This is a genomic window from Acidovorax sp. sif0632 (genome assembly GCF_019218805.1).
Classification (GTDB): Bacteria; Pseudomonadota; Gammaproteobacteria; order Burkholderiales; family Burkholderiaceae_C; genus Acidovorax; species Acidovorax facilis.
Genome location: NZ_JAHUWW010000002.1, coordinates 406,343 through 427,451, shown reverse-complemented (window position 1 = coordinate 427,451; position 21,109 = coordinate 406,343). Strand labels below are relative to the sequence as shown.

Here is a 21,109-nt window from a genome sequence, read left to right as displayed (position 1 = left end):
GTGTCATAGGGCTTCCTTGGTAGGTAACAGCGCCGCCATGCGAGCTTCGAAGCCCTCCAGCGCCTTGCGGGTTTCATCAACGATGACGTGCTCGATCTCGCGGGAGTCGGCCAGTCCGATGCATCGCGGGGCAGCGCGCTGGCCGATGACCATAACGGAGTCGCGGTAGGCGCGCACCACGTCGAAGGTGCCGCGCTGCGCCTGAGCGCGTTCGACCAGCAGGCCCGCGTCTTTGAGGTTCGCCCGCACAGCCATCTCGGCGTCGGCCTTCTCACGCATCGCCCGATAGTCGGCATAGCCGGGAGCGGCTGGCGCGCTGGGCGCCGAATCCGAGCCGCTGGCGGCCGGTTCGCCATCGAGCAAGGGGGTGCCGGCATCAATCGCCGCCCCGGCCGCCGTGCGCTTGCTGTCGGCCCGGGCGCGGGTGTTCTTCGCCCACTGGATGTCCGCCACCTCGGGGTCGATCTTCCCGTCGATGGTGCTGATCCGCCCCTCGGCGATGGCTTTGCGCACGGCCTTCTCGTCGCAGCCACGGTGCCGCGCGTAAGCCGCCTTGCTCATGAGCTGCACAGCCATCGGACTATTCCCCTGAAACCGGACCAAACCCCGGACTTTTCCCAAAGCCAGCGACTAGCGGGCGCGCGGGGGTCGAATTACCCCCATGGGCAAAGGCCCCGGGAGTACCTATAGGGGGGGTCGGCCGAGGCGCCGCAACGGACGCGGCGGTGGTGGCCGAGCGGGCGGCGCACAGCGCGACGATGTAGGCGAGCCTTGCCCGAACCAAGCTCAACCCTTGCACTTTGATTTCAACCATTCCCTTTTCCTTTTCTTTCTTAAAAAGAACAAACCGAGTTACGCGGTTATGCGCACGCGTAACACCACAACCCGCGCCACGCCTAGCGAGTTACGCGATTACGCGGTTACGCTGCACACGCACACACATGCATGCACGCACACACGCGCCCGCCTGCATGCCTGCGCACATACGCACATACGGGAGGCGCGTAACCGCGTAATCGCGTAACTACCCGCGCCAGTGCTGGGTTTGTGCGTTACGCGCTCGCGTAACCGCGTAACTCCACAGGCGCTCATTCATCACCTCCATCGGCATTGCTGCCATCGTGGGACGGGGAGCCAGACCCATAGCCGATGTACTTGCGCAAGGCCACACCAAAGTCGGTCACAGAGCTGGTAGCCCATTCGGTCTCTGTCATGGTCACGTCGTCAGGCCCAGCGTCGGGCTTGCGCAAGACGGGCTCACAGACCAGCAGCATTCGGGTGGTTTTCTTGGCTTCACCAGGGCGCGTGACGTTCATAGCCTTGGTGCGCGCTGTCTTGCCCTGCCCCTCAGAGAATCGGGTCAACGTGGGCGTGAACTGGTTGCGCTTGAACGGGTAGCGGTCACCAGTGCGCTGGCACCACTTGAGGTAGGCCGAATAAGCCTGGTCCACCGCGCAGGCCTGATACGGCAGATCCAGCTCACCACTCGACCACTCCGCCCAGAACTGCTCAGGGCTCTTACGGTTGATCTCGATCAGCGCCTCCTTGGCCGCCGTCATAGGGGCGGGCGAGTAGGGATGGAAGCCATCGAGGGGGTACGTCAGCAGGAAGTGATAGAACGCCTCAGCGCCCCCGCTGTCCCGCCATTCGCCCAGCTTTCGGTAGTAGTCGGGGTCTTTGGCCCGGGGCGTGTACACCACCAGATAGCGGCGGTCCGAGTTGTCCAGGGCCAGCGGCTGCAGCTCATTCGAGAGGAACACGATGTTCATCTGGTTCTTCTCTTCCCGACGAGCCAAGTTCTTCGGGTTGATCTGCACAGTGGGCGAGGTGATCAGCGCCTTCAGCCGGTTCTTGTTGTGCACTAGCTCAGCGCGGCTGGACACCTCATCGCCCACCACAAACATCTTGCAGCTGCGCCAGTCGTTGAACTTGTCTTCCAGCTCATCCTGGCCGACCAGGGCGCCGTACTTCCCATAGATCGCCACCATGATGTCGAACAGGAAGTTCTTCCCAGCGCCCTCATCCCCGTGCATCACCACCGCCGTGCGCAGCTTGGCGCCAGGGTGCTGTAGCGGGTAGGCCAGCCAGCACAGCAGCCAGTGCATGATCTCGTCGCACTCGGCATCGTGTTCGGCCGCCCGGCTGGTCAGGTAGCGCACCAGATCAAGGATGGGGTCCACGTTGCCCTCCTTGGGCACCATGGCCATCCCGTCATACAGATTGACCGTCGTTTCCGGGTCGCACTGCATCGTGGGGTCAAACACCACGTCATCCAGCCGCACCGTGCGCCGCCGCTCGCTCGACTTCCACATGCGCACCATGTCCGCGCCGTGGGCGTGGCCCATGTTGGCGATCTTCATCTGCAGCCGCTCCGAGCCGTCCCAGACGGTATCTGTGCCGTAGATCAGAACGAAGTGCTCGACCAGGTGATTGAACTTGCCCCAATCGATGGTCTTTTCTTTCTTGCGCCCCTGCACCGGCTTGTCGCCAACGGCGTCATCTGCTGGAGGCTCAGAAGGCTCCCCGGCGTCACCCCCCCCATCCCCCGACATGAGCGCAGCTGCGCTACTTTGCGGGAGGGGGGGCGGGGCCGAGCTGGGACCAGCGCCTACATCAGTAGACGCAGCACCACCGCCCTGCCCCTTGCCCACGCCAAAGTCCACGCGAACGACAGAACTATCGTGCGGCGCTGGCGCGCCGGGTGCAACGTGCGCCTGCAAAGCTTCGCTTGCAGTCGGTGCGGGCTCTACCGCCCCGCCCTGTGGTCCGCTGCCTGGCGTTGTTTCAGCCATAGCGCCTCGCCATCATCGTGACGACGCCAGACAGCTGCTTGCGCACGGCATCGAGGCCCTCACGCGCCTGCAGATCGTTGAAGTCGGTGTCCTTCTTATCCCGCGTATCCAGCTTGAAGATGGGCCAAACCAGATCACAGCCCTCCACCTTGCGGGCCACAGCCCGGGCGGCATGGCGGCCGGGGTTGGTCAGATCGCCAGATACCTGGTCGCGCGTCTGCCAATCGTCGTCGGCCAGGATCAAGATGCGGGTGTGGGGATACAGCTTGCGCAGCAGCGGCACCACATGCGCCAGATTGCCCGCGTCCAGGGCAACAAACACCGGGTACAGCCCGTCGACGGCCGTCCGGGCCGTCAAGCCCGTGGCATAGCCCTCCACCACCAGCAGCAGCGGGGTGGTGTCGCTGTTGATGTCACCCAGGCGCAGACAGCACCCCGGCTTATCCATCCCCCGCTGGTAAATCTTGGCCCCATCGGGGCGGATGAACTGCAAGGCACGCAAAGCCTCCTCGCGGGGCAAGTCATACCGCAGCAGCGGCACCAGCAACGTGCCCGTGGGCAGGAACACCACCGTGTCATCCTCGCCAGGATCGCCCGGCCAGCGCAACACAAAGGGCTCGGCCAGGTACCGGCAGGACTCTCCCTTCACGCCTTTGCGCTCCAAATAGGGCGACTGCCCATCCTTCACGCCCCGGCGCCACACATCAATGGCCTCTGCCATCGCGTTGGCGATCTCGGCCCTGCGCTCGGCCGCCGCCTTGGCGCGTTGCGCCCGCAGCTCCGCAGCCCGGCGCGCACGCTCCTGCGGGGAGAGGGGCGCCCACTCCACATCCACCTGCTGGCGGGCGCCTCCATGGCGGTACGTGCCGAACGAGCCCACCACATACTCACCACCACCTTTGTCAGGGTCTCGGCGGAAGATGCGCAGCTTGTACCAGTCCTTACCGTCTTTGCCACAGGTCTTGCTCTTGGGCGTGTCCAGCTTCAGCGGCAAATCCTTTTCACGCAGCTCGATCCCGAACTGCCTCATCTGCAGCAGCACGTCCTGATAGTTGTCCATCAGTCTCGCCCTGCCCCGGTCAGTCGCTCCAGGCGATGGGTCAACGCAGAGAACTGCCCCACCATGGCCTCCATCTGACGCGCCAGCATCTGAGCCTCAGTCTGCGGCTCCACAGGGACCGGGGGCGCATATCCAGCCTCCCGCAGGAGATAGCCAGCCAGGCCATGAAAGCCGACCTCACGGGCAAGGCGCATCAACAGCAGCAGCTGCGACGGGCTCAGGCGTTCGGCGCGCGAACCATTGAGGCAGTCCAACAGATAGCGGGCAGCAGTCTCGGGCGCCTTGTCCGGCCAGATCAGCGGGCCAACCTTCTTCGCACCGCCCAGGTGCTTCACCGCATCACGCGCGGCGTCCAGTTCATCTTCGTACAGCAACGGATCATTCACAGCAGACCACCTCATGACTGTGCCGCCCACAGCGTTCCGAACGCTTCCGAATCATTCGGAACCGTTCGGAATGCTTTTTTTGGGCAAAAAAAAGAGACTTCAGTGCATGAGCCCATGCACTGAAATCACCATGAATAAAAAGCCCGCCAGCCGCGCGCCCCAAGAGGGAGGAAGGAACACGAAGGAGGGAAGCACGGCCACCGCTGCAAGCGGCCACGTGGCGGAAAATGGGCTGGGGCACGATCAAACACCTCAACCCATCAACGAAAACGAAAGACCGCACCATGGGCAACGAACAACGCATCCAAACACTGATACAGGCTCTGGAGAACGCAGAACTACGCATCAAGGCCATCGAGAACTCGCTCGGCGCGCTGGTCATCATGGGAATACGGCATATGCCTGCCGAAAGACGCGCGGCCTTCGGCGATGGCTTGGCAGCCATTGCGGCCACGGCGGAGAAACAAGGGGACATTGCCAGTGCAACCCTTATGACCGATCTGCACAGGGCTGCGTCCCAAGCGTCCGGCGCGTAGCGCACCAGTGCAGCCACTTCTCAACCAAGTCATCAGCAGCAACTTCCGACTTGTTAACTTTTTGTGCCAGAGGCATGCCGCGTGCATTGCGGCACATCTCCAAGCGAAGATTTGTTGTGCTACGCATGGCCGCTCACCCCTCTTGTCGATCCGACAACAAAAGAGCCCGTGCCCGTGCGGGTAGTCCAGGTGGCAGAACTGCCGTCTCAGCAACCGCCCACCCTCGCTGTAGTAGTGACGCGCGACCAATAGCGTCCACACGCAGCGGCTGCAGCTCGCTGGACAGAAAGACGATCTTTGGCGCGCTGCGCGCCTTGAATGACAGCGCGAGAGCAGCCAAAAGCAAACTACGGCGTGTTGTAAGGCTATGCATGGGCGCCTTTCCTCAGAGCGAAATCAGACGCCTGAGCGCCCGCGCCCCGGAAAGCAATTCTGAGTGGGACGGCGACCGTCCGCCCACCAAAAACCGCTTGGAGAACCGCCAGGCCACGAAGGTGTCCGGCAGGCTGCACTGCACCGTGGACAGGGCACAGCGCAAGCACATAGTCAGGCGGCGTCTGGCAGTGCTACGCATTGCCCACCTCCGCGCATTCGGCATTGACAGCGGCTTGCGCATGCTGGGCAGGCGCTGCGATCGCAATTGGCGCGGCGCATTCCAATTCGGGCCAGATGTCCCGCCAGTCACCCGGGCGCAGTTCTCGCCGGGAGACCGCACCGCCTGTGGCGCGCTCAATGGCCACGCAGTACCGCACGGGCACTGGGCGGCGCTTTTTAGGATCAATCGCCGCCCATGCGCTGGGGAGCGACTGCGGAACGCAGAGCAGCCGGGCCAGATCGGCCTGCGCCCCCCGGTTTTCGGAGAAGTATGTTGCGAGCTGCATCCTCAAATGATAGCGCAGCGCTAACCATTGTCAACAGCGCAGCGCTGCAACACAAACTTACCAAGGCGCTATCAAATTAGTCTGCAATGAAAACAGTCGAAGAAGTTAGAAGGATGCGCCTCGCCGAACTCAAGTCAGAGTTCGGCAGCTTTGCAGCAATTAACGCAAGAATTGATCGCCTTTCGACGGACTCAACATTGAGTCAGATAGCAAACTCATCACTGGGCAGCAAAACCGGAAAACCAAAGGTAATGGGCTCCGACCAAGCTCGGTTGCTTGAGGAAAAGCTGGAAAAACCGCGCGGCTGGATGGATACAGACCCAGATTTGCTTAGAGGCACGTCCTTTTCAAGACCAATACTCGGCGAAGCGTTGGGACTCGTGGCTGATGCGCTCTCCAAAGTGCCACCCGAGAAGCGCCAGGCACTGATTGCTGTGCTTTCAACCTACGCGGCCAATCCCCACAGCGAAAAAGGTTCGCTCGCCTACCTTCATAGCGAACTCGCGCGGGCTGAGGCCCTACCACCCATCGTGCAGAAAGCGCTGGAGCCAAGTCTGAGTGTCGAGTCCGCGATGATCTTCGATCCAGTGAGACAGCAAACTTGACCCTCTCTGCCAGCTCCCATCCCCTCCCAGGCATCTATCCGCTGATCACCACCCGGGACCCCCTGCAAAAACGCTCTGGCCAGGACAATTTGGGCATGGGCTACACGGAGCACGGAGAGCAATTCATGCTCAAACCGGGCAACCTCGTGGGCGTGGCTGAGTTTGTAGGAGCGAGGGTGAGCGACGCCTGCGGCATCCCGGCGTGCCAGCCTACCATCGTCACCATGGAGGGTATTAGCGGCCTGGAACACGTGTTCGGCTCCCGCATCGAATCAGGGGTGCTCCGGTTCGACCAAGCAAACGCGCTGCAATGGCAGCACGTCATGAAGGCATGCCAGAACCCTGGTGCTTTTTCCGCCATGCTGGCGGTGGACCTGGTGCTTGGCAATGACGACAGACACTGGAACAACTGGCTTGTTCAGCAGGTGACCAGCGCCACCGGAGCGCAAGGATTTCGCCTGCGCGCCCTGGACTTCTCACGCTCCTGGCCCGTGCGGCACCCTGCGCAACACCCACTTAGGCATGCGGATCCCCGCACTTGGGAGGCCACAGGAAACTGGGAGTTGCTAGGGGTTACTTTTGACTGGCAAGCCTTTCACAGCGCCTGTGCAACAATATCGAGGCTCCCGGCCAAATGGCTCAGTCACAGTGTTCTTGCCCCTCTGATCGGGGTTTTTTTGACGCCATCGCAAGCTGATTCACTGTGCCTTTGGTGGGCAAATTCTCTGCGAACGCAGGTCATTGAAGCGATTGATTCGCTTGAAAACGGAGTAAGGCCATGAACACGACATACCACTACGTCGTCTTGCGCCTCGCGCCAGATCCTATGCGTGGCGAGGTCATCAACGTGGGCATCGTTCTCTTTCACGACGGCGAGCCTCCGCGCCTCATCATGATGGCCACGCTCAACAAGCTGCGCGCCATCGACGCAAGCTGGGATACCGGGCGCCTCGCTGAGTGGACCCAGAACATTCAAACCATTCTCGGCCACCGGCCCGGCGTGCGCGCCCAGGTCGATGCGCTTGGCATGTTTGGTTTTTGCGAAACAGACGCCGTGGGCTCCTTCATGGCTGCCACGGTACCAGAGCTGCAAGCTCGTATTGCGGCTATCAAGTCGCAGTACGTGGCTAATAAATCCACAGAGGACAAGCCCAAGCGCGAGAAGCGCACGAGGCTTCAGACAGCGCTGCGTGAACAGTTCAAGAGGATGCACGTGCTGGGAACGGTGGCTACCGACCTGGCTGAGCACTTGGTGGTGCCTAACGTTCCCGTGCCAGGGCACGACGAGTTGAAAAGCGACTTTGTGTACAAGAACGGCGTGTACCGCATCACTCAAACGCTGGATTACAACGTTGCGCCTGACAGCATGCACAACAAGCTGCTGGAGGCCTGCATGAAAAGCACAGCTGGCGACCTGGCAGCGGCAGCATACGGTCCCGACACCATGCGTCTTGCCGTGGTGGATGTGCCAGAAGCCCTGGCCGACGCGGCAGATTCGCAAATCGACCTGCTGATCGCTCGCGGATTCCAGATCTTCCACTTCGACAACCAGGCCAGCATGGCCGAGTACATCGAAAGAGCAGCGCCAAGTCCACACGCGGCACCCTGAGAGCCCCGACAGATTAGAAGTGCACGTCCATCACCCCGTGCTGCTGCGTATTCCGGGCGCACCTGAACACTGAGTCCATTTCGATCTGACTACTCCGCCAGCACCGATGACAGGTCGCCTTTGGGCCCGCTAGCGCCCATCACCGTAGGGCAGAATTCGGCCAAGAGCGGGCATACGTCGTGGCCGCCGGTCGATTGATCACCACAGCCATCTTGTAAAGTTTTCGCGGGCTTCCCCGCCTGCGTTGACCAACGCCTGCGCGGACTGATCCGTCGAACTCCCCTTGCGATAGAGCGCAAGCCGGTCTCCGCGGGCTTACTAGGAACTTGCGCTCGGTGAGGTCCCGGCCCCGCGCTGCCACCCATGGTAAAGTGGAATCCCTATTGCTCTCAGGAGGCATAAGGCTGGACCCGACGGCCAAGGACAAGGTCATAGTGCGCAGCAGGCTCACCAACCAAAACCCGGTGCAGTACATCGCACGACCCCAGTTCCGAAGCCGCAAGCCGCTACGAAGCGGCCCTTAAACGATACCAAGCCAACCAAAAAGCAGATCACCGTCACAAAGAAGGAGGTTCCTATGATCCGTTACCACGTTTCGTTTGACACTACGCTGGAAGCTTGCTTCCGCATCCCTCTGCGTGCTGTGGCCCTGTCCGCATGTTTGGCCGTCGCGACAGCAGGTGAAGTTCACTCGGGTCATCCTTATGCCCCTTGAAGCAGAAAATGGGAGAAGGGCCAGCGGCGAGCTGGCCCTTTTTTTTCATGACAGAGAAAGTCCTAATCCCCGTAGCTGTCGACTTCGACGAGCATACGGTGATTGAGGTCAGCACAGCGGAGCTGACGTCCGCTTAGGGCCCTGAGCCGCCGTTCAGAAGCGCCACCCGGAAGCTGCCATTGACTTGCAGCACGCTTCTGTTGGAAATCCCGGTGTCTGCCGACTGACGAGCTATAGTTTGACGAGTTGACGCGTACCGGGTTTCATGGAGTTTTTATACTTGGACATTTGAACAGGTCATCCCTTGCAAACCTATGCTGCAAGCCGCCCCCAGGAGAAAACAGTGTCCAGAATATCCCGCACGGCCCAATTTATCCCGCAGGTTTTGCGGTCTAAATTACGTTAGGTCTCGCAACCTGAGCGTCAGAGGCGCTCCCCCGAAAAACATGAAAACACGCACGCGATGCCCCTGAACGCACATCCAATCACTGCTGCGGTGTATGCCAAAGACGCGTGGCGCCTTGCGAACTTTTATGCGGAAGTCCTTGACCTGACCCGCGAGGAAGAGGGGCCAACCTTCGTGCTGCTCAGCTCAGAAGGGCTCGAGCTGTCGATCATCCAGTCGCCGCCTGCACTCGCCGAGCGCATCCAGATTGCAGAGCCACCCGAAGTGCGCGAGAGCACACCGATCAAGCTATCCCTGCTTGTAGGCAACCTCGAGAGTACGCGTCCAAAGATCGTTCGCCTCGGCGGTGGCCTGAAGGCATCTGCAAAGGCTTGGTCCTGGCGCGGCGCCAAGCACCTCGATGGCTGGGATCCAGAAGGCAATGTTTTTCAGCTCCGGCAGAGCGAGGCCTAACCCTTCGGTCGAGGCGAGGCCCAACGGCAAGCCACCAGGCCCGCGAGGCGGTGAGGCATATCATCCGCCTCGCGGGCCTGGTGGCTTACCGTCGGTCCCGCCTCACCTCAAACGTTAGACGCAGGAGAAATACTATGAGCGCTACTAAGGTCTATTGCGTCGTCTTCTTCGATGCTGCGATTGAAGAGCTGGGCGACCTAGTCAAGCTGTGGGCAAAGAAAAGCGCTATGGGGCAATACATCTATGCCCAGAAAATTGATCCAAACGGAAACTACTTTCATATGTGGGTGAAGGACGCCGCGCCTGATGGACAGACCATCGAGTTTGAGCTGCAAGTCCCTCACGCTTTCGTCAAAGCGGTGTTCTATGCCGCCGACGTGAAGAAAGTCGGATTTGTCTAGACGGCAGCAATGCGGTGGCGCCTGGGCGGTATTGCAAACAATCAGTTCTAACCATGCGGTCAAGCGGACGGCTACGCCGCCGCTTACCTCGGCACGTTAGACCGCGCGATGGGACCTGAGATCCTCGTTTACTTTGTGGCGGCATTGGGCTTGGCTGCCTTCCTAAGGCTTTGCATCCACTCGGCGAGGCAGGCGACGCGCGTCTACGCGTTGCCTACCCTGCTCGCTTCGACCGCAGCGTCACTTGCCCTATCGAATTCTGTCCCGGCCGCGCACCTTGCAATATGGTTCTTGCTGTACTTCGTCCCGTGTGCCGCCGTGTTCGCAGGCTTAGCCGTGCTGATTCGCTGGGTGGTAGGCGCAACTTCGAAGTGGAGGAGAACTGATGCTGGGCGCGACGCGGTCTAACTGGTGGCGCAATGCCGCTGCGTGCCGGTCAACTCCAAAACGTTGAGAGTCCGCTTTCGCCAGCCGCGACCGACTGCTTCTGGCCGAATTTTGCCTCACGTTGAAGGAAGATAGCGGGCCGAAGCAGACGTCGCTAAGGCAGCGACTTTGGCATCTACTTGGGCGACGAACTCGGCGAGGAGTTCGGGGGAGCATGTGAAAGGACAAAGGATATCTCGCGCTCTACGGTTTTTTTCGTGAGAGGTCATCGCCGACCAATTTGCAACCCGTGTAGCTCGACGCAAGGCGGCATACCATTCATCGCGCGACGCATCGATGGCGAGCCACGTAGCCCACCGCTCCTTAGCAATGTCACCGTCTTCTTGGACGCTTAGCTCAACGATTGTTTCCATCACTCGCAGGAACATCGCATTTACAAGCGGGCTGTCCGCAATCTCATCGTCGTGGGGTTCTATAGAGAATTTCGCTTCTCGGAAGACCCTAAGTAAGGCGTAGATTTCAGGTGTGCTTTCGACTTTGAAATGAGCCATGTACCCGTCCGTGGAAAGTCCGCTTCTGGCCGAATTGAGCCGATGCACGGCATGCCGAAAATGCCTGCAGCATGCATTATTGACCTGCGATGTCGTAGACACCCTCAGAGTCAAATCGACAGCACCACTTGACGTGAGACCAGGTGCCCGTTGAGTTGATTTCGACGACTCCGCGAGCAAACAGCACTTCGTGCGTGCCGTCGTCATAGAAACTTTCTTGTTGGACCTCAATGGGTAGACCATCAACAAGCAGCACGAGCGAGCCATCTATCTCCTTCCGGAGGTCAGTCTGGGACAGCATGACGAGATCGCTCTCAAGGAGTTCGTTGAAATCCACAGAGAAACGAGGGGTCATATTGAATGTCCGGTTCTGGCCGGATTCTGCCTCACGGAGAAGGACGCTAGCGGGCCCACAAGCGACTTTCGCAGATGCGCTGAAGAGCGGCCTCTCACGCAGCAAAATCAGGGGCGACAAGCCATATCCGTTGAGTTGCTGTTTTCATCAAAGCTGAACATCATGATTGCACAAGGAGGCCGTCTGGGCCGTGTTTCCAAAGTCTTATTCGCCTGGGTACTGGTGTTGCTTGCGCTTGGCGTGCTGGTAGTCCTCTACTCGCTTGCCTGGCCCTTGCTCCAAACCTGTGAGAACTCACGTCTCCGAGACATCGAAGCACCGGGCGGCGCTTGGAGATTGGTAGTGTACGAACAGAGATGCACAGGAACAGTGGAGTGGACCACCCATGTTTCCGTCGTGCGTGAATATGAAATGCTGCCCAAGAAGGCCGGGAACGTTCTTGTGTCGTTTGGTAGGCACGGTTCATTGGTCGGGAACACCATCCAAGAGCCAGAGATTCGAGCCCGTTGGCTAGGGCCCGAAGTCATTGAGCTAACTTATCGCGCGAGCGATCCACTTCAGTATGTGGCGTCTGATGTGGGGAGTTTTCGTGTCGTCCATGTGCTGGCAGAAGAGACGCAATGACAACCGCCGGTTGTTCATGATGGAAGCCTCGCGTACCTCGCCGGTCAATTCTGTGCCGAGCGACCGCTTCTTCCTTCCGCGAGCGGCAGCTCCTGGCCGCTATGCGAAGTATTGAATACCCAGCCAAACAAGAAGTGCGCTGAAAGCCGCCACCTGAATACGCTTGCTAATTGCATTCAGACGGTCAATTTCTACATCGAGTTGCGCAGATTTTTCTGAAGACTTTCGCTTGCTTAGCCTGGCGATCTTTGCCGCCATGACTAACTGCACAACGGCAAATATGAGCAGAATTATTGCGACTTGATACTTGGTCATAGCGGTTTCTTCTGGTCGAGTTGAACGGCATCAGCCAGCGGCCGGTAGTGGCCGAATTCTGCCCCACGGCGAAGGACACTAGCGGGCCCCGAGGCGACAGCGGGCATCACCTCCCAAAAGCGGCCATTGAATCAAGACAGATGGGTTGGTGCCCCAGCCGCACAGTAAGCTGCTCCAGTTCGGCCCGCCGCAAGCTCTAGTTTGCTGACCCAAGGGAATTTTGGGCCCAGAATATCTTGCAAGGTTCAGTTTATCCCGCAGGTTTGCTTTCTAAATTACGTTAGGCTTTCTTTCACCGTGTCGTCTCAAGCTCGTCCTGATCCTGAATCTCACAGCCCGTATATTTCAGCGCGGGCGGCCATGCTTCGCGCTCTGCAAACCGTTCGGGCAAGACTCTCCGATGCAGCACTCACTGGCGTGCTGTTCACTGAGACTCACCCACTCGGCGATGTCGAACCGACTGAAGAAGAAGCCCTGCGCGTTTCACTTTGGCAAAGCATCGCCGGACGAGACGCGGAGCAATCGCCTGAAGTGCTTCAAATTCGCTTGGCTATTTGTTTGCTTTACGCCGGCAGCGTTGAGCCACCTGAAGCGGCAGAGACCCTGGAATACTTCGAGTACGCATTTCGAGCGGCAGAGCTCCCAGAGAGTGCTCTTAGCAAGCTCCATCTCGTCCAACTTTGAGCGTCCGGTTCCATCTGTCGCCACAGACCGCTTCTGGCCGCTTGCGGCCGCTGACTGAGGATACCTGCTGTGGGTGTTCATGGTGCCGGACTGACCGGTCACCATCGCCGGAATGCGCAAGCAGCCCTAGCTCGCGCGTAACCTGCCCTGCCCGATCCTTGGCGAATGCCTACCAGACTTGACGGCCCGCGTGACCATCGGGCCGTTGCCCCGTTCGTGAAAACGTTGCTCAAGTGTGCATCACCGCTCAACGGCACGCACTCACCAACCCACACACATGATAATTAGCGCTGCGCCATTGACGTTTTATTAGCGCGTAGCTAACATTCTTCCAGTCGCACCAATACGCGATTTGGAGGAACGATGCACAACACGACCCTGCGCAGTTACCGCGCAACCTTGGTGCCACCCGGCACCGACCACGACCAGATCGAGGTCAAGGCAGGCCACGGCGCCCTGCCCACCGTCCAAGTGAAGGCTCCGAATGCAAGCCAGGCGGAGCTTGCCGCGCACCGTGTGACCGGCATGTCGGTGCTGAAGGTGGAACGGATTGAAGGCGGTGCCGCATGATCACCTGCAGCATCACGGTAGGCACCCACACCTACGCAGGCGTGTTCTCCAGTACCTGCGCGGCCGTCATCGATGCAATGACGCAATTCCCAGCCGCCCGCTGCATCAGTGTGAGGGCGCTGCCATGAGCGCTCCAGTCCAGCTGATCCGGCTGCAGCCACGCCGTACCAACAAGCGCGGCCTGCGTGTTGCGGTGCGCGTGGCCTTGTGCGCGTTGTGCCTGGCGCTGCTGGGCATTGCTGCGGGCCTCATCACCCGCGTTGCACTGGGAGCGTAGCCATCATGCGCACTCTCCTCTTCGTGCTGACCTACCTGCGCAACTGGTGGAGCTTCGACGGCAACCACGTGCGTATCAAGGCCGCTACGCACATGGACCTGGACCTGCGCGAACGCCGCAAGCGGCCACGGGGCAGACCATGACCACCGCCCTGCAGCTGCGGATACGCGGCCAGGTCACATCGGCCATCTGCGGCACCACCCGCAAGGGCGTGCCCGTGCTCGATGTTCACCTAACCGACGCACAAACGGGCCAGCACGTAGTGGCCCGCCACACCTACCCCAACGCCAGCCCTGCCAGCCACTACGCGGCCAGCACCCTCGCCCGCAGCCTGCGCGGCCAGGTGGCCGAGCTGGACGCCACCAATCCCCGGTTCCGCTCGCGCCGCCTCGACTGCGACGCCGCGCACATCGGCCTTCCCTACCAAACCCCATCCACTCGCAAGGATCTGGAATGACCCGCAAAACCACAGTCACCTTCACGCTCAGCACCGATGCCCACGGCAACGTTGCGCTGGCTACCGACCTCGCCAAGCCTACCCCTGGCGCTGCTCTCAACCCAGCCCAGCTCGTGGCGCTGGAGTTGGTCAACTACTGCAATCGCCAGGGCCTGACCGTCACGCACGGCACCTGCGCAGTCCCTGCCCTGTCGCTGGTGCACGACATCACCCAAACCGATGGCTACGCCTTCGGTGTGCCGGAGAGCCTGTGGCGGGCGGCCATTGACGTAGTGAACCGCAGCCAGCACCCCATGCCCGTTGGCCCGCTCACCGCCGCCGAGTTCGATATCGCCACGAACGGAGCGCACGCATGAACACGCCTGCACGAAAAACAGCAGCGATGCAGCCCATCCCCACCGCCAAAGTCTCCGGCAACGGCAAGGTGCTGATCAGCCCTGTGCCATCGCAGGCCGAGCTGCAGGCCCGCCGCAATAGCGAGCGCCTGGAGATCGCCAGCGCCGAAGTGCCCGTGCGCAACAGCACCACCAAGGGCGCCCCGTACACCTGCCCCGAGCTGCGCACCAACCCCTACCGCCCTGGCTCGACAGACGCCTTCCGCCTGCCCAGCCGTACCAGCTTCCGCCCCCCACAGCCTGCATAAACCATGGCCACCAAAGATCCACTCATTGGCCTCACGGTCACCATCAACCCCGACGCCAAGCCAGCCAAAGGCGGCGGCAAGCATCCCTATGCAGGCCAGCAAGCGCAGGTCATCGGCAAGCCACCAGGCGGGCGCAGCTACTGGCTACAGTGCGGCGCCGCACAGGTGAGCGTGCCGCTGGCCGACTTCACTGTGATCGGCGCCGATGCCGCCCAGGCCGCGCCCGCTGACAGCACCCTGTCCCTATCGGAACTGGTGCGCAGCAAGACCAACCGGCAGATCGTTGAAGACGAAGCACTGCTGGAAATGGCCGCCACCATGAAGGTCTACGGGGTGCTGCAGCCCCTGCTGGTGCGCCGCCTGCCCGCCGAGCGCCTGCAAGACACGTTTGAAGATGAGGCCACCAAGCACGCCACGCACGAGATCATTGCGGGCGAGCGCCGCTTTGTGGCCGCCCGCATCGCAGGCCTGCGCCGGGTGCCCGTCCACATCGTGGCGGCAGACAACAGCAACGCCGTGGTGATGCAGCTCATCGAGAACCTGCACCGCGCAGACCTCAACCCCCTGGACGAAGCGCACGGCATTCAGCTGCTGGTAGACGCCCACAGCATGACCCGTGAAGCTGTGGCCGACGCCCTGCGCAAGAGCCGCAGCCACGTGATGGAGAGCCTGCGCCTGCTCAAAATCTGCCCCGAGGCCATCGCCGCCCTCAAGGCGGGCACGCTCAACCGCAGCGTGGCCCTGCTGGTGGCCCAGCGCCCCACGCCAGCCCTGCAGGTGGAGTTCACCCGCAAGGCGCTCACAGGCGGCCCCGATGGCGGCCCGCTCAGCTACCGCAGCGCCAAGGATCTGGCCCAGCGCAACTACATGACGGACCTCACCCAGGCGCCCTTCGCCCTGGACAACGCCCAGCTGCTGCCCAAGGTGGGCGCCTGCACCCAGTGCCCCAAGCGCACCGGCGCCAACCCCGAGCTGTGGGACAAGGCGGGTGCAGACGTCTGTACCGACACCGCCTGCTTTGCCGACAAAAAAGAGGCCCACTACGACGCCCTCAAGGCCGATGCCCAGGCCAAAGGCCGCCAGATCATCACCGGCCGCGAGGCGCGCGAGCTGATGCCCACCGAGGGCGCAACCCCCAAGGGCTACATCCTGCTCGACAAGCCCAAGAAGGGCAGCACAGAGCCCATGCGCGAAGTGCTGGGCCAGGAAGTGCCCCAGAGCAAGGTGGTGCTGATCGAGACCCCCACAGGCGGCGTGGTTGAGGCCGTACCCGTGCGTGCTGCGGGCGAAGCGCTGCAAGCCAAGGGGGCAGCGGGCAAGGCCGACAAGAAGGCCCCCCAGCCCACCAAGGATGAGTTGCAGGCCGAGTATCAAACCCGCTGGCGCGGCGCTGCCATCGCACAGATCATAGAGACGCTGAAGAACGACCCACCCAGCAGCATTGATCTGCCCGAGGAGGTCGCTTACCACTACATCCTGACCGAGGCCCGCGAGGCCGATGAAGCCCTGGTGCGCATGATCTTCGATCTGCCCGAACGTTTCACCGACACCGAGCTGGAGAAAGCCGCACGCGAGTCGGCCAGCGCCAGCCCGCGGCTGCAGCTGCTCACCCTGATGATGCTGGCCGCCACGGTGGACGTGGCGCCCCGCTATCAACGCCCACCCGACGAGGCCAAGCTGCTGGACGCAGTTGCATGGGCGGCCCACATCGACACCAGTTACCACAAGGCCACCACGCAAGACGCGATGAAGGAGGAGGCCGCAGCACGCGCAGCCGAGGCCCAGCCAGACGCCCCCGCCGACAAAGCCAAGCCCTCACTCAAGCCCAAGGCCAAAGGCAAGGACACCGTTGACGGCACCGGCAAGGCCAGCCAGGCCGAGGTGATGGCTGGCATCGCCCAGGCCATGCAGAGTGCCGAGACGCCCAACAACTTCGCCTTGGGCCAGACGGTCAAGCTCAAGACCAACGTCAAAGGCCCCGCAGGCGGCGTGATCCAGTGCAAAGACCACACCGCCACCATCGTGCGCGCCAGCGGTCGCAAGTGGGTGGTATCGCTGCTCGACCCGTGGCCCTTCCCGGGCAAACAGCCCGAGCAGATGGAGCTGACCGTGGACTACACCGAGCTGGAGGCTGCTGATGCGTGATCTTCAAGAAGAGCACATAAGAAATGCTGCCAAAGCCCACACAACACTGACCGTTTTCGGGGCGGTACAAGCATTGCTTGAGGGCGGCACGATACATGGCGGGAATGAAGGCGGTGGACGAACAGCGCTGCGGATCATCAAACTGTGCGAGACTGAAATGCAGCGCCAGTTGAAGCGGTACGACAAACATTTTGCAGCCGCCCGCAAGCAAGGAGGTGCGTGATGGGCATCCCCCGCTACCGCATCCCCCAACGCCGCCAGCCCGTGCCGGTGAACACCATGTTCAAGGCCCAGGTGCGCGCCGCGCGCCTCACCGAGGCCGAGATCCGCGAGACCATGGACGCCGTCCGCCACTGCGCCACCCGTGTGCGTGAAGGCGTAGCCACCGAGCTGCAGGTGCAAACCCTGCGCACCACCATGCTCATCGCGCTAGAGATTGAGCGCCTGGGCTACGTGCGCGGCATGTCGGGCCACATCGACGCCGCATTGGTCGCCATCAAATCCGTGCTGGATCGCGGCAACGAAACGGGCAACTGGCGACCTACCCCGCTGCGCTACTACGAGCTGGACGCCATCACCTGCATGGTCGACCTGCACGACCACCAGCTGCGCCAGCTTTCCTTCTCCGAGCTGCAAACCGCCACCAAGCGCGTCATCGCCCACATGCAAAGCCAGGGCGGCGGCGAACTGGTGAACGCAACCCCCGCCGATCTTGGCATGGAGGTGCCAGCATGATCCCCGCCCTCAGCATCCGCCAGCCGTGGGCCTGGCTCATCGTCCACGGTTTCAAAGACATCGAGAACCGCGACTGGCCCACCAACTTCCGTGGCCGCCTGCTGGTGCACGCAGGCCAAACCATGGCACGCAGCTACTACGACGAAGTGTGCGAGCAGCTGGCTCTGTTGAACCTGCGGCCGCCCAGCATGCCCGCCTACGAAGACCTGCCGCGCGGCGGGCTGGTCGGCTGGACGCACGTCTCCGACTGCCGCCGGCGCCACCCATCACCCTGGAAGCAAGACGGCTCCCACGGCTTCGTGCTTTACGACAGCAGCCCCATCCCCTTCGTGCCGTACAAGGGGCGTTTGGGCTTTTTCAATGTGCCAAAAGAGGTAGTGCCAGCATGAGCGAATCGCAGCTTTTGGAACGCATCGACAAGATGACCAGCGCCATGCAACTGATGGCCACCATGCTGGGCACACGCCTGGACCGTGGCCAACTGGCCGTACGCTTGGGGGTGCACCGCAACACCTTGGCAAAGCGTCTGGCGAGTGATCGCGATTTTCCTCGCCCTGGCCGTGACGGGAAATGGCTTCTCAGCGAAGTAATTGAATGGGAGCAGCGCAATTAGCTTGCCGGTTTTTTATTGACGATTAGCTCTGCCAATTTCTTCAACAATTCGGGGTCTGCTTTATCTAAGAATTTCAGAAATGGCGGCTTCTCGACATGGCTTGTACCGTCCAATGTGCTGGACGCATTAAAGGCAACAGCCGTTATTGCTTTCTCAAGAAGTGCTTTTTGCAGTTCAGTCGTGTCAGTATGTAATTCTGTCAGCTCTTTCTTATAGCTATCATACGACGAAGCGAAAGCTTCTTTATGCGCGTATTCCTGTTGCAGCCGCTCATATTGGCTTCTGCGGGTGGCAGAAAAGATTGCCAACCACACCACGGGAATGAAGAATGCTGCTCTCCCAAGCAACCCTCTAAGTAACTCCTCCCACGGCTTGATTCCCACAAATTGAATTACAAAGGGGTTTAGCGTAAAACTTTCCACCCAAAGCAAAAGGGAGCCAATTCCCAGTAGCACCAAAGAACAATAAAAATAGACTGTGTAATATTGAATAGGCTTATTAAAGCTCATTTTCATTGTACGGTATACCGATGCCAACCCCGCACTATTCGCACCCGGCAACAATGCCTCGATTTTATTAAATAGACTTTGATGCCGTTTCTGCTGATCAGTCTCATAATGATCAATCTGCTCTATTCGCTGCTGGAGCTCTTGCTCGAGGCCAAGAACTTTCTCCCCCGTCCGGACGTTCACGCCACCGAAGATCTTATGGTTGAATACTTCTAACTCAGCAACCAACGCTTCACTCTCACTGATTGTGTTGGCGACACTCTTGTCGGCTGCAACAATTCTCTTTTCAGCTTCGCTAATCAGACTATTAATCGATTTCTGATCGGGCTGATCAACCAACATTTTTGTGTGAAGTGTGATGATTTCACTATAAATTGCTTGAGAATGCTGAAAGGCTCGTCTGAGCTTACCTTCTAAAGATTCTTGATCGCCCTTTGCTTCGAATATTTCCTTGGCGAGCTCATCTATTTTATCTGCAGTCGTGACGAGACCTTTTAAGCGCGACGCCGCTTTGCTTCGTGTGCTTCCGATTTCGCCAATGGCGGATTGCGCCGTCCCTATAAAATCGGTTATTTGACTCTCCAGTGCTTCCGAGTAATTGACAGCGGCGTCGCGAACTGCATCAATCGCATCGATGGGAGTTACCATCCAGGGTTTCACATAAGACAGCAGATTATCCGCATGGTCATTGGCTGCGATGAGCCCTGACACATTTTTGTCAACGTTATATGTCTGGAGATTGCTTAGGGCATGTGCCACCTGGGTTTGAAAATTTGCCCAGATTGACCTTGGCACAAGTTCCGGATCTAACGACCGAAGGATATTTTCAACATAGGAAATGACGCGCTTCAACCGAGCCAACTCCATAACTGCATTTGCTTCAGTCGGATCGTCAACTTGCGTTTCACTCAGTTCAATCTTTAGCGCGCGCCAAACCTCCTGAAAAGGATGGTTTTGAAATTCTTGTAACCATCGTGATTGGCTCATTTGTCCCTACCCCGTCGTTGTTTGACGACGATGATACGAGATGTGACAAGAAGCAGCTCAGCGCGCCGAGCGTGGACCGCCATGCTGTATACGCTGCGCGATTTCTACAGCTTTGGGGTTGTAGTACACCAGCGCCCGGGTGGTGCTAGTCCACCCGAACATCTTGCACAGGTCCAGCACATGCAGGCGCTGGGCCAAGCGCGTGGCAGCGGTGTGGCGGCTGTCGTGAAAGGTAAACCCTTCCAGGCCCGCCCGCTGCCGATACTTGCGAAACATCGCGTCCAGGCTCTGCGTCTTGAGCCCAAACACCAGATCCTTGTCAAAGCCTCGCATCAGATCAATGGTGCGCATGGTGGAGGGCACGGCAGGCACATCCCGTTTGCCGGTTTTGCCGTCCACCTTGAAGTAGCCGGCCCCCAAATCATCCCAGCGAATGCCGCAGATCTCCCCGGCGCGGCAACCCGTCTGCAGGGCCAGCAGGAAGGCGTTGGCCACGGCGTGACCCACCGACCGCACGGGCCCCCTACTCCACCCCAAGGCGCGCAGCATGCGCCTCACCTCGGGGCCTGAAATGATCCGCTCCCTGTGGTCAGGCTCTGACGGCTTGCGCACGTCGCGCATGGGGTTCGAGTTCAACCACTGCCAATCGCGCCGGGCCACCTCCAGCACGTGGGACAACAGCACCATATCCCGCAGCACCGAGCTGCGCGCATTCACCTTCAGCCTGGCATCGCGCCAGGCAACGATATCGGCGGGCGTCAGCTCGGCCAGCAGGCGCTTTGCCGGGAACAGCGGCTGGCGCGGGAAGGCCTGCAGCCGTATCAACTCTTTTTGCCAGCCCTTCTTTTCGCTCGACACCTCTTCGCCATAGCGCACCAGCGCCTGGCCCAGCGTCTTCACCTCACCAGCGCGGCCGGTGGCCGTGGCCAGCAACTCGGCAGAGCGCCTGGCGGCCCACTCTGTCGCCTCGCGCTTCGTGGGCAGCGTATTGCTGTCGCGCTGGCCCTTCACCTCGATCTGAATTCGCCAGGTGCCTTTGGCCGTTTTGATGGGCGTTGCCATTTGGGGGATTGGTGGGGGAAATTTGGGGGCGCCGCTTGTGCAAACTTGTGCAGCCGGCGCACTGTACCACCAAAGAGAGAAGCGCTAGAGCGTTGATTTTTCTAGCTTTGTGCAATTGCTGCACAAATGAAAACACATGAATGGTGCCCCGAGCCGGGGTCGAACCGGCACGCCCCTTTTCAGGAAAGCGGCGGATTTTAAGTCCGCAGTGTCTACCAATTTCACCATCGGGGCGCCGGCTGCCCAACGCACTCCTGCGCCGCAGCGTAACCCGGGCAGCGCATGCGCGCAATGCCCTGTCGTATCTCTGGTCACAGGGCCGACGCCCCGCCGAGCCGCCCGCCTTGCACC

Annotated in this window: 29 protein-coding genes and 1 tRNA gene; 19 read left to right on the top strand and 11 right to left on the bottom strand. The window is 60.5% G+C overall.

Going from position 1 to position 21,109, the window contains the following annotated elements; genetic code table 11:
* Nucleotides 1-3: 3 nt before the first annotated feature.
* The 4 genes from KW832_RS07090 to KW832_RS07075 form a co-directional block, all read right to left on the bottom strand.
* On the bottom strand, nt 4-576 hold the full coding sequence (locus KW832_RS07090; RefSeq protein ID WP_218299360.1) for a hypothetical protein: 573 nt from the start codon (nt 574-576) through the stop codon (nt 4-6).
* Between the two features lie 512 nt (nt 577-1,088).
* Nucleotides 1,089-2,552, bottom strand: a complete 1,464-nt coding sequence (locus KW832_RS07085) for a DUF5906 domain-containing protein (RefSeq protein ID WP_218299359.1) — start codon at nt 2,550-2,552, stop codon at nt 1,089-1,091.
* A 232-nt stretch (nt 2,553-2,784) separates the two neighbouring features.
* Entirely contained in the window at nt 2,785-3,852 is a 1,068-nt protein-coding gene (locus KW832_RS07080) for a toprim domain-containing protein (RefSeq protein WP_218299358.1), read from the bottom strand.
* Nucleotides 3,852-4,238, bottom strand: a complete 387-nt coding sequence (locus tag KW832_RS07075; RefSeq protein WP_218299357.1) for a hypothetical protein — start codon at nt 4,236-4,238, stop codon at nt 3,852-3,854. Before KW832_RS07075 ends, KW832_RS07080 begins: the two co-directional genes overlap by 1 nt.
* 284 nt (nt 4,239-4,522) lie before the next feature.
* On the opposite strand from KW832_RS07075, the gene KW832_RS07070 reads away from it, so the two are divergent.
* Complete coding sequence (locus KW832_RS07070) at nt 4,523-4,774, top strand: hypothetical protein (RefSeq protein WP_218299356.1); 252 nt, start codon at nt 4,523-4,525, stop codon at nt 4,772-4,774.
* A gap of 566 nt (nt 4,775-5,340) precedes the next feature.
* Here the strand turns inward: KW832_RS07070 and KW832_RS07065 are convergent.
* On the bottom strand, nt 5,341-5,655 hold the full coding sequence (locus KW832_RS07065) for a YdaS family helix-turn-helix protein (RefSeq protein WP_218299355.1): 315 nt from the start codon (nt 5,653-5,655) through the stop codon (nt 5,341-5,343).
* Nucleotides 5,656-5,768: 113 nt separating this feature from the next.
* On the opposite strand from KW832_RS07065, the gene KW832_RS07060 reads away from it, so the two are divergent.
* The 5 genes from KW832_RS07060 to KW832_RS07040 all read left to right on the top strand — a co-directional run bounded on the left by KW832_RS07060 (nt 5,769) and on the right by KW832_RS07040 (nt 9,844).
* Nucleotides 5,769-6,260, top strand: a complete 492-nt coding sequence (locus KW832_RS07060; protein WP_218299354.1) for a hypothetical protein — start codon at nt 5,769-5,771, stop codon at nt 6,258-6,260.
* Nucleotides 6,257-7,042 (top strand): hypothetical protein, encoded by a 786-nt coding sequence (locus KW832_RS07055; protein WP_218299353.1) that lies wholly within the window; start codon nt 6,257-6,259, stop codon nt 7,040-7,042. Before KW832_RS07060 ends, KW832_RS07055 begins: the two co-directional genes overlap by 4 nt.
* Nucleotides 7,039-7,869 carry a DUF3037 domain-containing protein gene (locus tag KW832_RS07050; protein WP_218299352.1) on the top strand — a complete coding sequence of 277 codons (831 nt, stop codon included), beginning with the start codon at nt 7,039-7,041 and terminating at the stop codon, nt 7,867-7,869. The genes KW832_RS07055 and KW832_RS07050 overlap by 4 nt, the downstream gene beginning before the upstream one ends.
* Before the next feature lie 1,178 nt (nt 7,870-9,047).
* A complete protein-coding gene (locus KW832_RS07045; protein WP_218299351.1) occupies nt 9,048-9,443 on the top strand; it encodes a VOC family protein in 396 nt (131 codons plus the stop codon).
* Between the two features lie 134 nt (nt 9,444-9,577).
* Complete coding sequence (locus KW832_RS07040) at nt 9,578-9,844, top strand: hypothetical protein (RefSeq protein WP_218299350.1); 267 nt, start codon at nt 9,578-9,580, stop codon at nt 9,842-9,844.
* Between the two features lie 503 nt (nt 9,845-10,347).
* Here KW832_RS07040 and KW832_RS07035 read toward each other — a convergent pair.
* The gene (locus KW832_RS07035) at nt 10,348-10,782 is read right to left on the bottom strand and encodes a hypothetical protein (RefSeq protein ID WP_218299349.1); all 435 of its coding nucleotides are present in this window, start codon (nt 10,780-10,782) and stop codon (nt 10,348-10,350) included.
* Between the two features lie 76 nt (nt 10,783-10,858).
* On the bottom strand, nt 10,859-11,137 hold the full coding sequence (locus tag KW832_RS07030; protein WP_218299348.1) for a hypothetical protein: 279 nt from the start codon (nt 11,135-11,137) through the stop codon (nt 10,859-10,861).
* A 162-nt stretch (nt 11,138-11,299) separates the two neighbouring features.
* Between KW832_RS07030 and KW832_RS07025 the strand changes: the two genes are divergently transcribed.
* Nucleotides 11,300-11,761 carry a hypothetical protein gene (locus KW832_RS07025; protein ID WP_218338450.1) on the top strand — a complete coding sequence of 154 codons (462 nt, stop codon included), beginning with the start codon at nt 11,300-11,302 and terminating at the stop codon, nt 11,759-11,761.
* Nucleotides 11,762-11,860: 99 nt separating this feature from the next.
* On the opposite strand, the gene KW832_RS07020 is transcribed toward KW832_RS07025, so the two are convergent.
* Complete coding sequence (locus tag KW832_RS07020; protein WP_218299346.1) at nt 11,861-12,076, bottom strand: hypothetical protein; 216 nt, start codon at nt 12,074-12,076, stop codon at nt 11,861-11,863.
* 297 nt (nt 12,077-12,373) lie between these two features.
* On the opposite strand from KW832_RS07020, the gene KW832_RS07015 reads away from it, so the two are divergent.
* The 12 genes from KW832_RS07015 (at nt 12,374) to KW832_RS06960 (ending at nt 18,200) form a co-directional block, all read left to right on the top strand.
* Complete coding sequence (locus KW832_RS07015; protein WP_218299345.1) at nt 12,374-12,760, top strand: hypothetical protein; 387 nt, start codon at nt 12,374-12,376, stop codon at nt 12,758-12,760.
* Nucleotides 12,761-13,123: 363 nt separating this feature from the next.
* A complete protein-coding gene (locus KW832_RS07010; RefSeq protein WP_218299344.1) occupies nt 13,124-13,330 on the top strand; it encodes a hypothetical protein in 207 nt (68 codons plus the stop codon).
* Nucleotides 13,331-13,454: 124 nt separating this feature from the next.
* Nucleotides 13,455-13,607, top strand: coding sequence for a hypothetical protein (locus tag KW832_RS07005; RefSeq protein ID WP_218299343.1), 153 nt, complete (start codon nt 13,455-13,457; stop codon nt 13,605-13,607).
* Between the two features lie 5 nt (nt 13,608-13,612).
* Nucleotides 13,613-13,750, top strand: coding sequence for a hypothetical protein (locus KW832_RS07000; protein ID WP_218299342.1), 138 nt, complete (start codon nt 13,613-13,615; stop codon nt 13,748-13,750).
* Nucleotides 13,747-14,064, top strand: coding sequence for a hypothetical protein (locus KW832_RS06995; protein ID WP_218299341.1), 318 nt, complete (start codon nt 13,747-13,749; stop codon nt 14,062-14,064). Before KW832_RS07000 ends, KW832_RS06995 begins: the two co-directional genes overlap by 4 nt.
* A complete protein-coding gene (locus tag KW832_RS06990) occupies nt 14,061-14,420 on the top strand; it encodes a hypothetical protein (protein WP_218299340.1) in 360 nt (119 codons plus the stop codon). The genes KW832_RS06995 and KW832_RS06990 overlap by 4 nt, the downstream gene beginning before the upstream one ends.
* Nucleotides 14,417-14,707, top strand: coding sequence for a hypothetical protein (locus KW832_RS06985; protein WP_218299339.1), 291 nt, complete (start codon nt 14,417-14,419; stop codon nt 14,705-14,707). The genes KW832_RS06990 and KW832_RS06985 overlap by 4 nt, the downstream gene beginning before the upstream one ends.
* A 3-nt stretch (nt 14,708-14,710) precedes the next feature.
* The gene (locus KW832_RS06980) at nt 14,711-16,852 is read left to right on the top strand and encodes a ParB/RepB/Spo0J family partition protein (protein WP_218299338.1); all 2,142 of its coding nucleotides are present in this window, start codon (nt 14,711-14,713) and stop codon (nt 16,850-16,852) included.
* On the top strand, nt 16,845-17,075 hold the full coding sequence (locus KW832_RS06975) for a hypothetical protein (RefSeq protein ID WP_218299337.1): 231 nt from the start codon (nt 16,845-16,847) through the stop codon (nt 17,073-17,075). The genes KW832_RS06980 and KW832_RS06975 overlap by 8 nt, the downstream gene beginning before the upstream one ends.
* The gene (locus KW832_RS06970) at nt 17,075-17,587 is read left to right on the top strand and encodes a hypothetical protein (protein WP_218299336.1); all 513 of its coding nucleotides are present in this window, start codon (nt 17,075-17,077) and stop codon (nt 17,585-17,587) included. Before KW832_RS06975 ends, KW832_RS06970 begins: the two co-directional genes overlap by 1 nt.
* A complete protein-coding gene (locus tag KW832_RS06965) occupies nt 17,584-17,976 on the top strand; it encodes an ASCH domain-containing protein (RefSeq protein ID WP_255577557.1) in 393 nt (130 codons plus the stop codon). The genes KW832_RS06970 and KW832_RS06965 overlap by 4 nt, the downstream gene beginning before the upstream one ends.
* The gene (locus KW832_RS06960) at nt 17,973-18,200 is read left to right on the top strand and encodes a hypothetical protein (RefSeq protein WP_218299335.1); all 228 of its coding nucleotides are present in this window, start codon (nt 17,973-17,975) and stop codon (nt 18,198-18,200) included. Before KW832_RS06965 ends, KW832_RS06960 begins: the two co-directional genes overlap by 4 nt.
* On the opposite strand, the gene KW832_RS06955 is transcribed toward KW832_RS06960, so the two are convergent.
* The 3 genes from KW832_RS06955 to KW832_RS06945 all read right to left on the bottom strand — a co-directional run bounded on the left by KW832_RS06955 (nt 18,197) and on the right by KW832_RS06945 (nt 20,992).
* Nucleotides 18,197-19,696 (bottom strand): hypothetical protein, encoded by a 1,500-nt coding sequence (locus KW832_RS06955; protein WP_218299334.1) that lies wholly within the window; start codon nt 19,694-19,696, stop codon nt 18,197-18,199. The two genes, KW832_RS06960 and KW832_RS06955, sit on opposite strands and share 4 nt — an antisense overlap.
* 57 nt (nt 19,697-19,753) lie before the next feature.
* The gene (locus KW832_RS06950; protein WP_218299333.1) at nt 19,754-20,758 is read right to left on the bottom strand and encodes a tyrosine-type recombinase/integrase; all 1,005 of its coding nucleotides are present in this window, start codon (nt 20,756-20,758) and stop codon (nt 19,754-19,756) included.
* Nucleotides 20,759-20,899: 141 nt separating this feature from the next.
* Nucleotides 20,900-20,992: transfer RNA gene (locus tag KW832_RS06945), tRNA-Leu, on the bottom strand.
* Nucleotides 20,993-21,109 lie beyond the last annotated feature (117 nt).

What these genes read in the sequence shown, in the direction of transcription:
- KW832_RS07085 (WP_218299359.1), bottom strand. Translation starts at nt 2,552, where the DNA reads ATGTCGGGGGATGGGGGGGGTGACGCCGGGGAGCCTTCTGAGCCTCCA.
- KW832_RS06970 (WP_218299336.1), top strand. Translation starts at nt 17,075, where the DNA reads ATGGGCATCCCCCGCTACCGCATCCCCCAACGCCGCCAGCCCGTGCCG.
- KW832_RS07090 (WP_218299360.1), bottom strand. Translation starts at nt 576, where the DNA reads ATGGCTGTGCAGCTCATGAGCAAGGCGGCTTACGCGCGGCACCGTGGC.
- KW832_RS06995 (WP_218299341.1), top strand. Translation starts at nt 13,747, where the DNA reads ATGACCACCGCCCTGCAGCTGCGGATACGCGGCCAGGTCACATCGGCC.
- KW832_RS07005 (WP_218299343.1), top strand. Translation starts at nt 13,455, where the DNA reads ATGAGCGCTCCAGTCCAGCTGATCCGGCTGCAGCCACGCCGTACCAAC.
- KW832_RS07025 (WP_218338450.1), top strand. Translation starts at nt 11,300, where the DNA reads ATGATTGCACAAGGAGGCCGTCTGGGCCGTGTTTCCAAAGTCTTATTC.
- KW832_RS07035 (WP_218299349.1), bottom strand. Translation starts at nt 10,782, where the DNA reads ATGGCTCATTTCAAAGTCGAAAGCACACCTGAAATCTACGCCTTACTT.
- KW832_RS07060 (WP_218299354.1), top strand. Translation starts at nt 5,769, where the DNA reads ATGCGCCTCGCCGAACTCAAGTCAGAGTTCGGCAGCTTTGCAGCAATT.
- KW832_RS06980 (WP_218299338.1), top strand. Translation starts at nt 14,711, where the DNA reads ATGGCCACCAAAGATCCACTCATTGGCCTCACGGTCACCATCAACCCC.
- KW832_RS06955 (WP_218299334.1), bottom strand. Translation starts at nt 19,696, where the DNA reads ATGAGCCAATCACGATGGTTACAAGAATTTCAAAACCATCCTTTTCAG.
- KW832_RS06960 (WP_218299335.1), top strand. Translation starts at nt 17,973, where the DNA reads ATGAGCGAATCGCAGCTTTTGGAACGCATCGACAAGATGACCAGCGCC.
- KW832_RS07040 (WP_218299350.1), top strand. Translation starts at nt 9,578, where the DNA reads ATGAGCGCTACTAAGGTCTATTGCGTCGTCTTCTTCGATGCTGCGATT.
- KW832_RS06985 (WP_218299339.1), top strand. Translation starts at nt 14,417, where the DNA reads ATGAACACGCCTGCACGAAAAACAGCAGCGATGCAGCCCATCCCCACC.
- KW832_RS07045 (WP_218299351.1), top strand. Translation starts at nt 9,048, where the DNA reads ATGCCCCTGAACGCACATCCAATCACTGCTGCGGTGTATGCCAAAGAC.
- KW832_RS07080 (WP_218299358.1), bottom strand. Translation starts at nt 3,852, where the DNA reads ATGGACAACTATCAGGACGTGCTGCTGCAGATGAGGCAGTTCGGGATC.
- KW832_RS06975 (WP_218299337.1), top strand. Translation starts at nt 16,845, where the DNA reads ATGCGTGATCTTCAAGAAGAGCACATAAGAAATGCTGCCAAAGCCCAC.
- KW832_RS07065 (WP_218299355.1), bottom strand. Translation starts at nt 5,655, where the DNA reads ATGCAGCTCGCAACATACTTCTCCGAAAACCGGGGGGCGCAGGCCGAT.
- KW832_RS07070 (WP_218299356.1), top strand. Translation starts at nt 4,523, where the DNA reads ATGGGCAACGAACAACGCATCCAAACACTGATACAGGCTCTGGAGAAC.
- KW832_RS07030 (WP_218299348.1), bottom strand. Translation starts at nt 11,137, where the DNA reads ATGACCCCTCGTTTCTCTGTGGATTTCAACGAACTCCTTGAGAGCGAT.
- KW832_RS06950 (WP_218299333.1), bottom strand. Translation starts at nt 20,758, where the DNA reads ATGGCAACGCCCATCAAAACGGCCAAAGGCACCTGGCGAATTCAGATC.
- KW832_RS06990 (WP_218299340.1), top strand. Translation starts at nt 14,061, where the DNA reads ATGACCCGCAAAACCACAGTCACCTTCACGCTCAGCACCGATGCCCAC.
- KW832_RS07010 (WP_218299344.1), top strand. Translation starts at nt 13,124, where the DNA reads ATGCACAACACGACCCTGCGCAGTTACCGCGCAACCTTGGTGCCACCC.
- KW832_RS07050 (WP_218299352.1), top strand. Translation starts at nt 7,039, where the DNA reads ATGAACACGACATACCACTACGTCGTCTTGCGCCTCGCGCCAGATCCT.
- KW832_RS06965 (WP_255577557.1), top strand. Translation starts at nt 17,584, where the DNA reads ATGATCCCCGCCCTCAGCATCCGCCAGCCGTGGGCCTGGCTCATCGTC.
- KW832_RS07020 (WP_218299346.1), bottom strand. Translation starts at nt 12,076, where the DNA reads ATGACCAAGTATCAAGTCGCAATAATTCTGCTCATATTTGCCGTTGTG.
- KW832_RS07000 (WP_218299342.1), top strand. Translation starts at nt 13,613, where the DNA reads ATGCGCACTCTCCTCTTCGTGCTGACCTACCTGCGCAACTGGTGGAGC.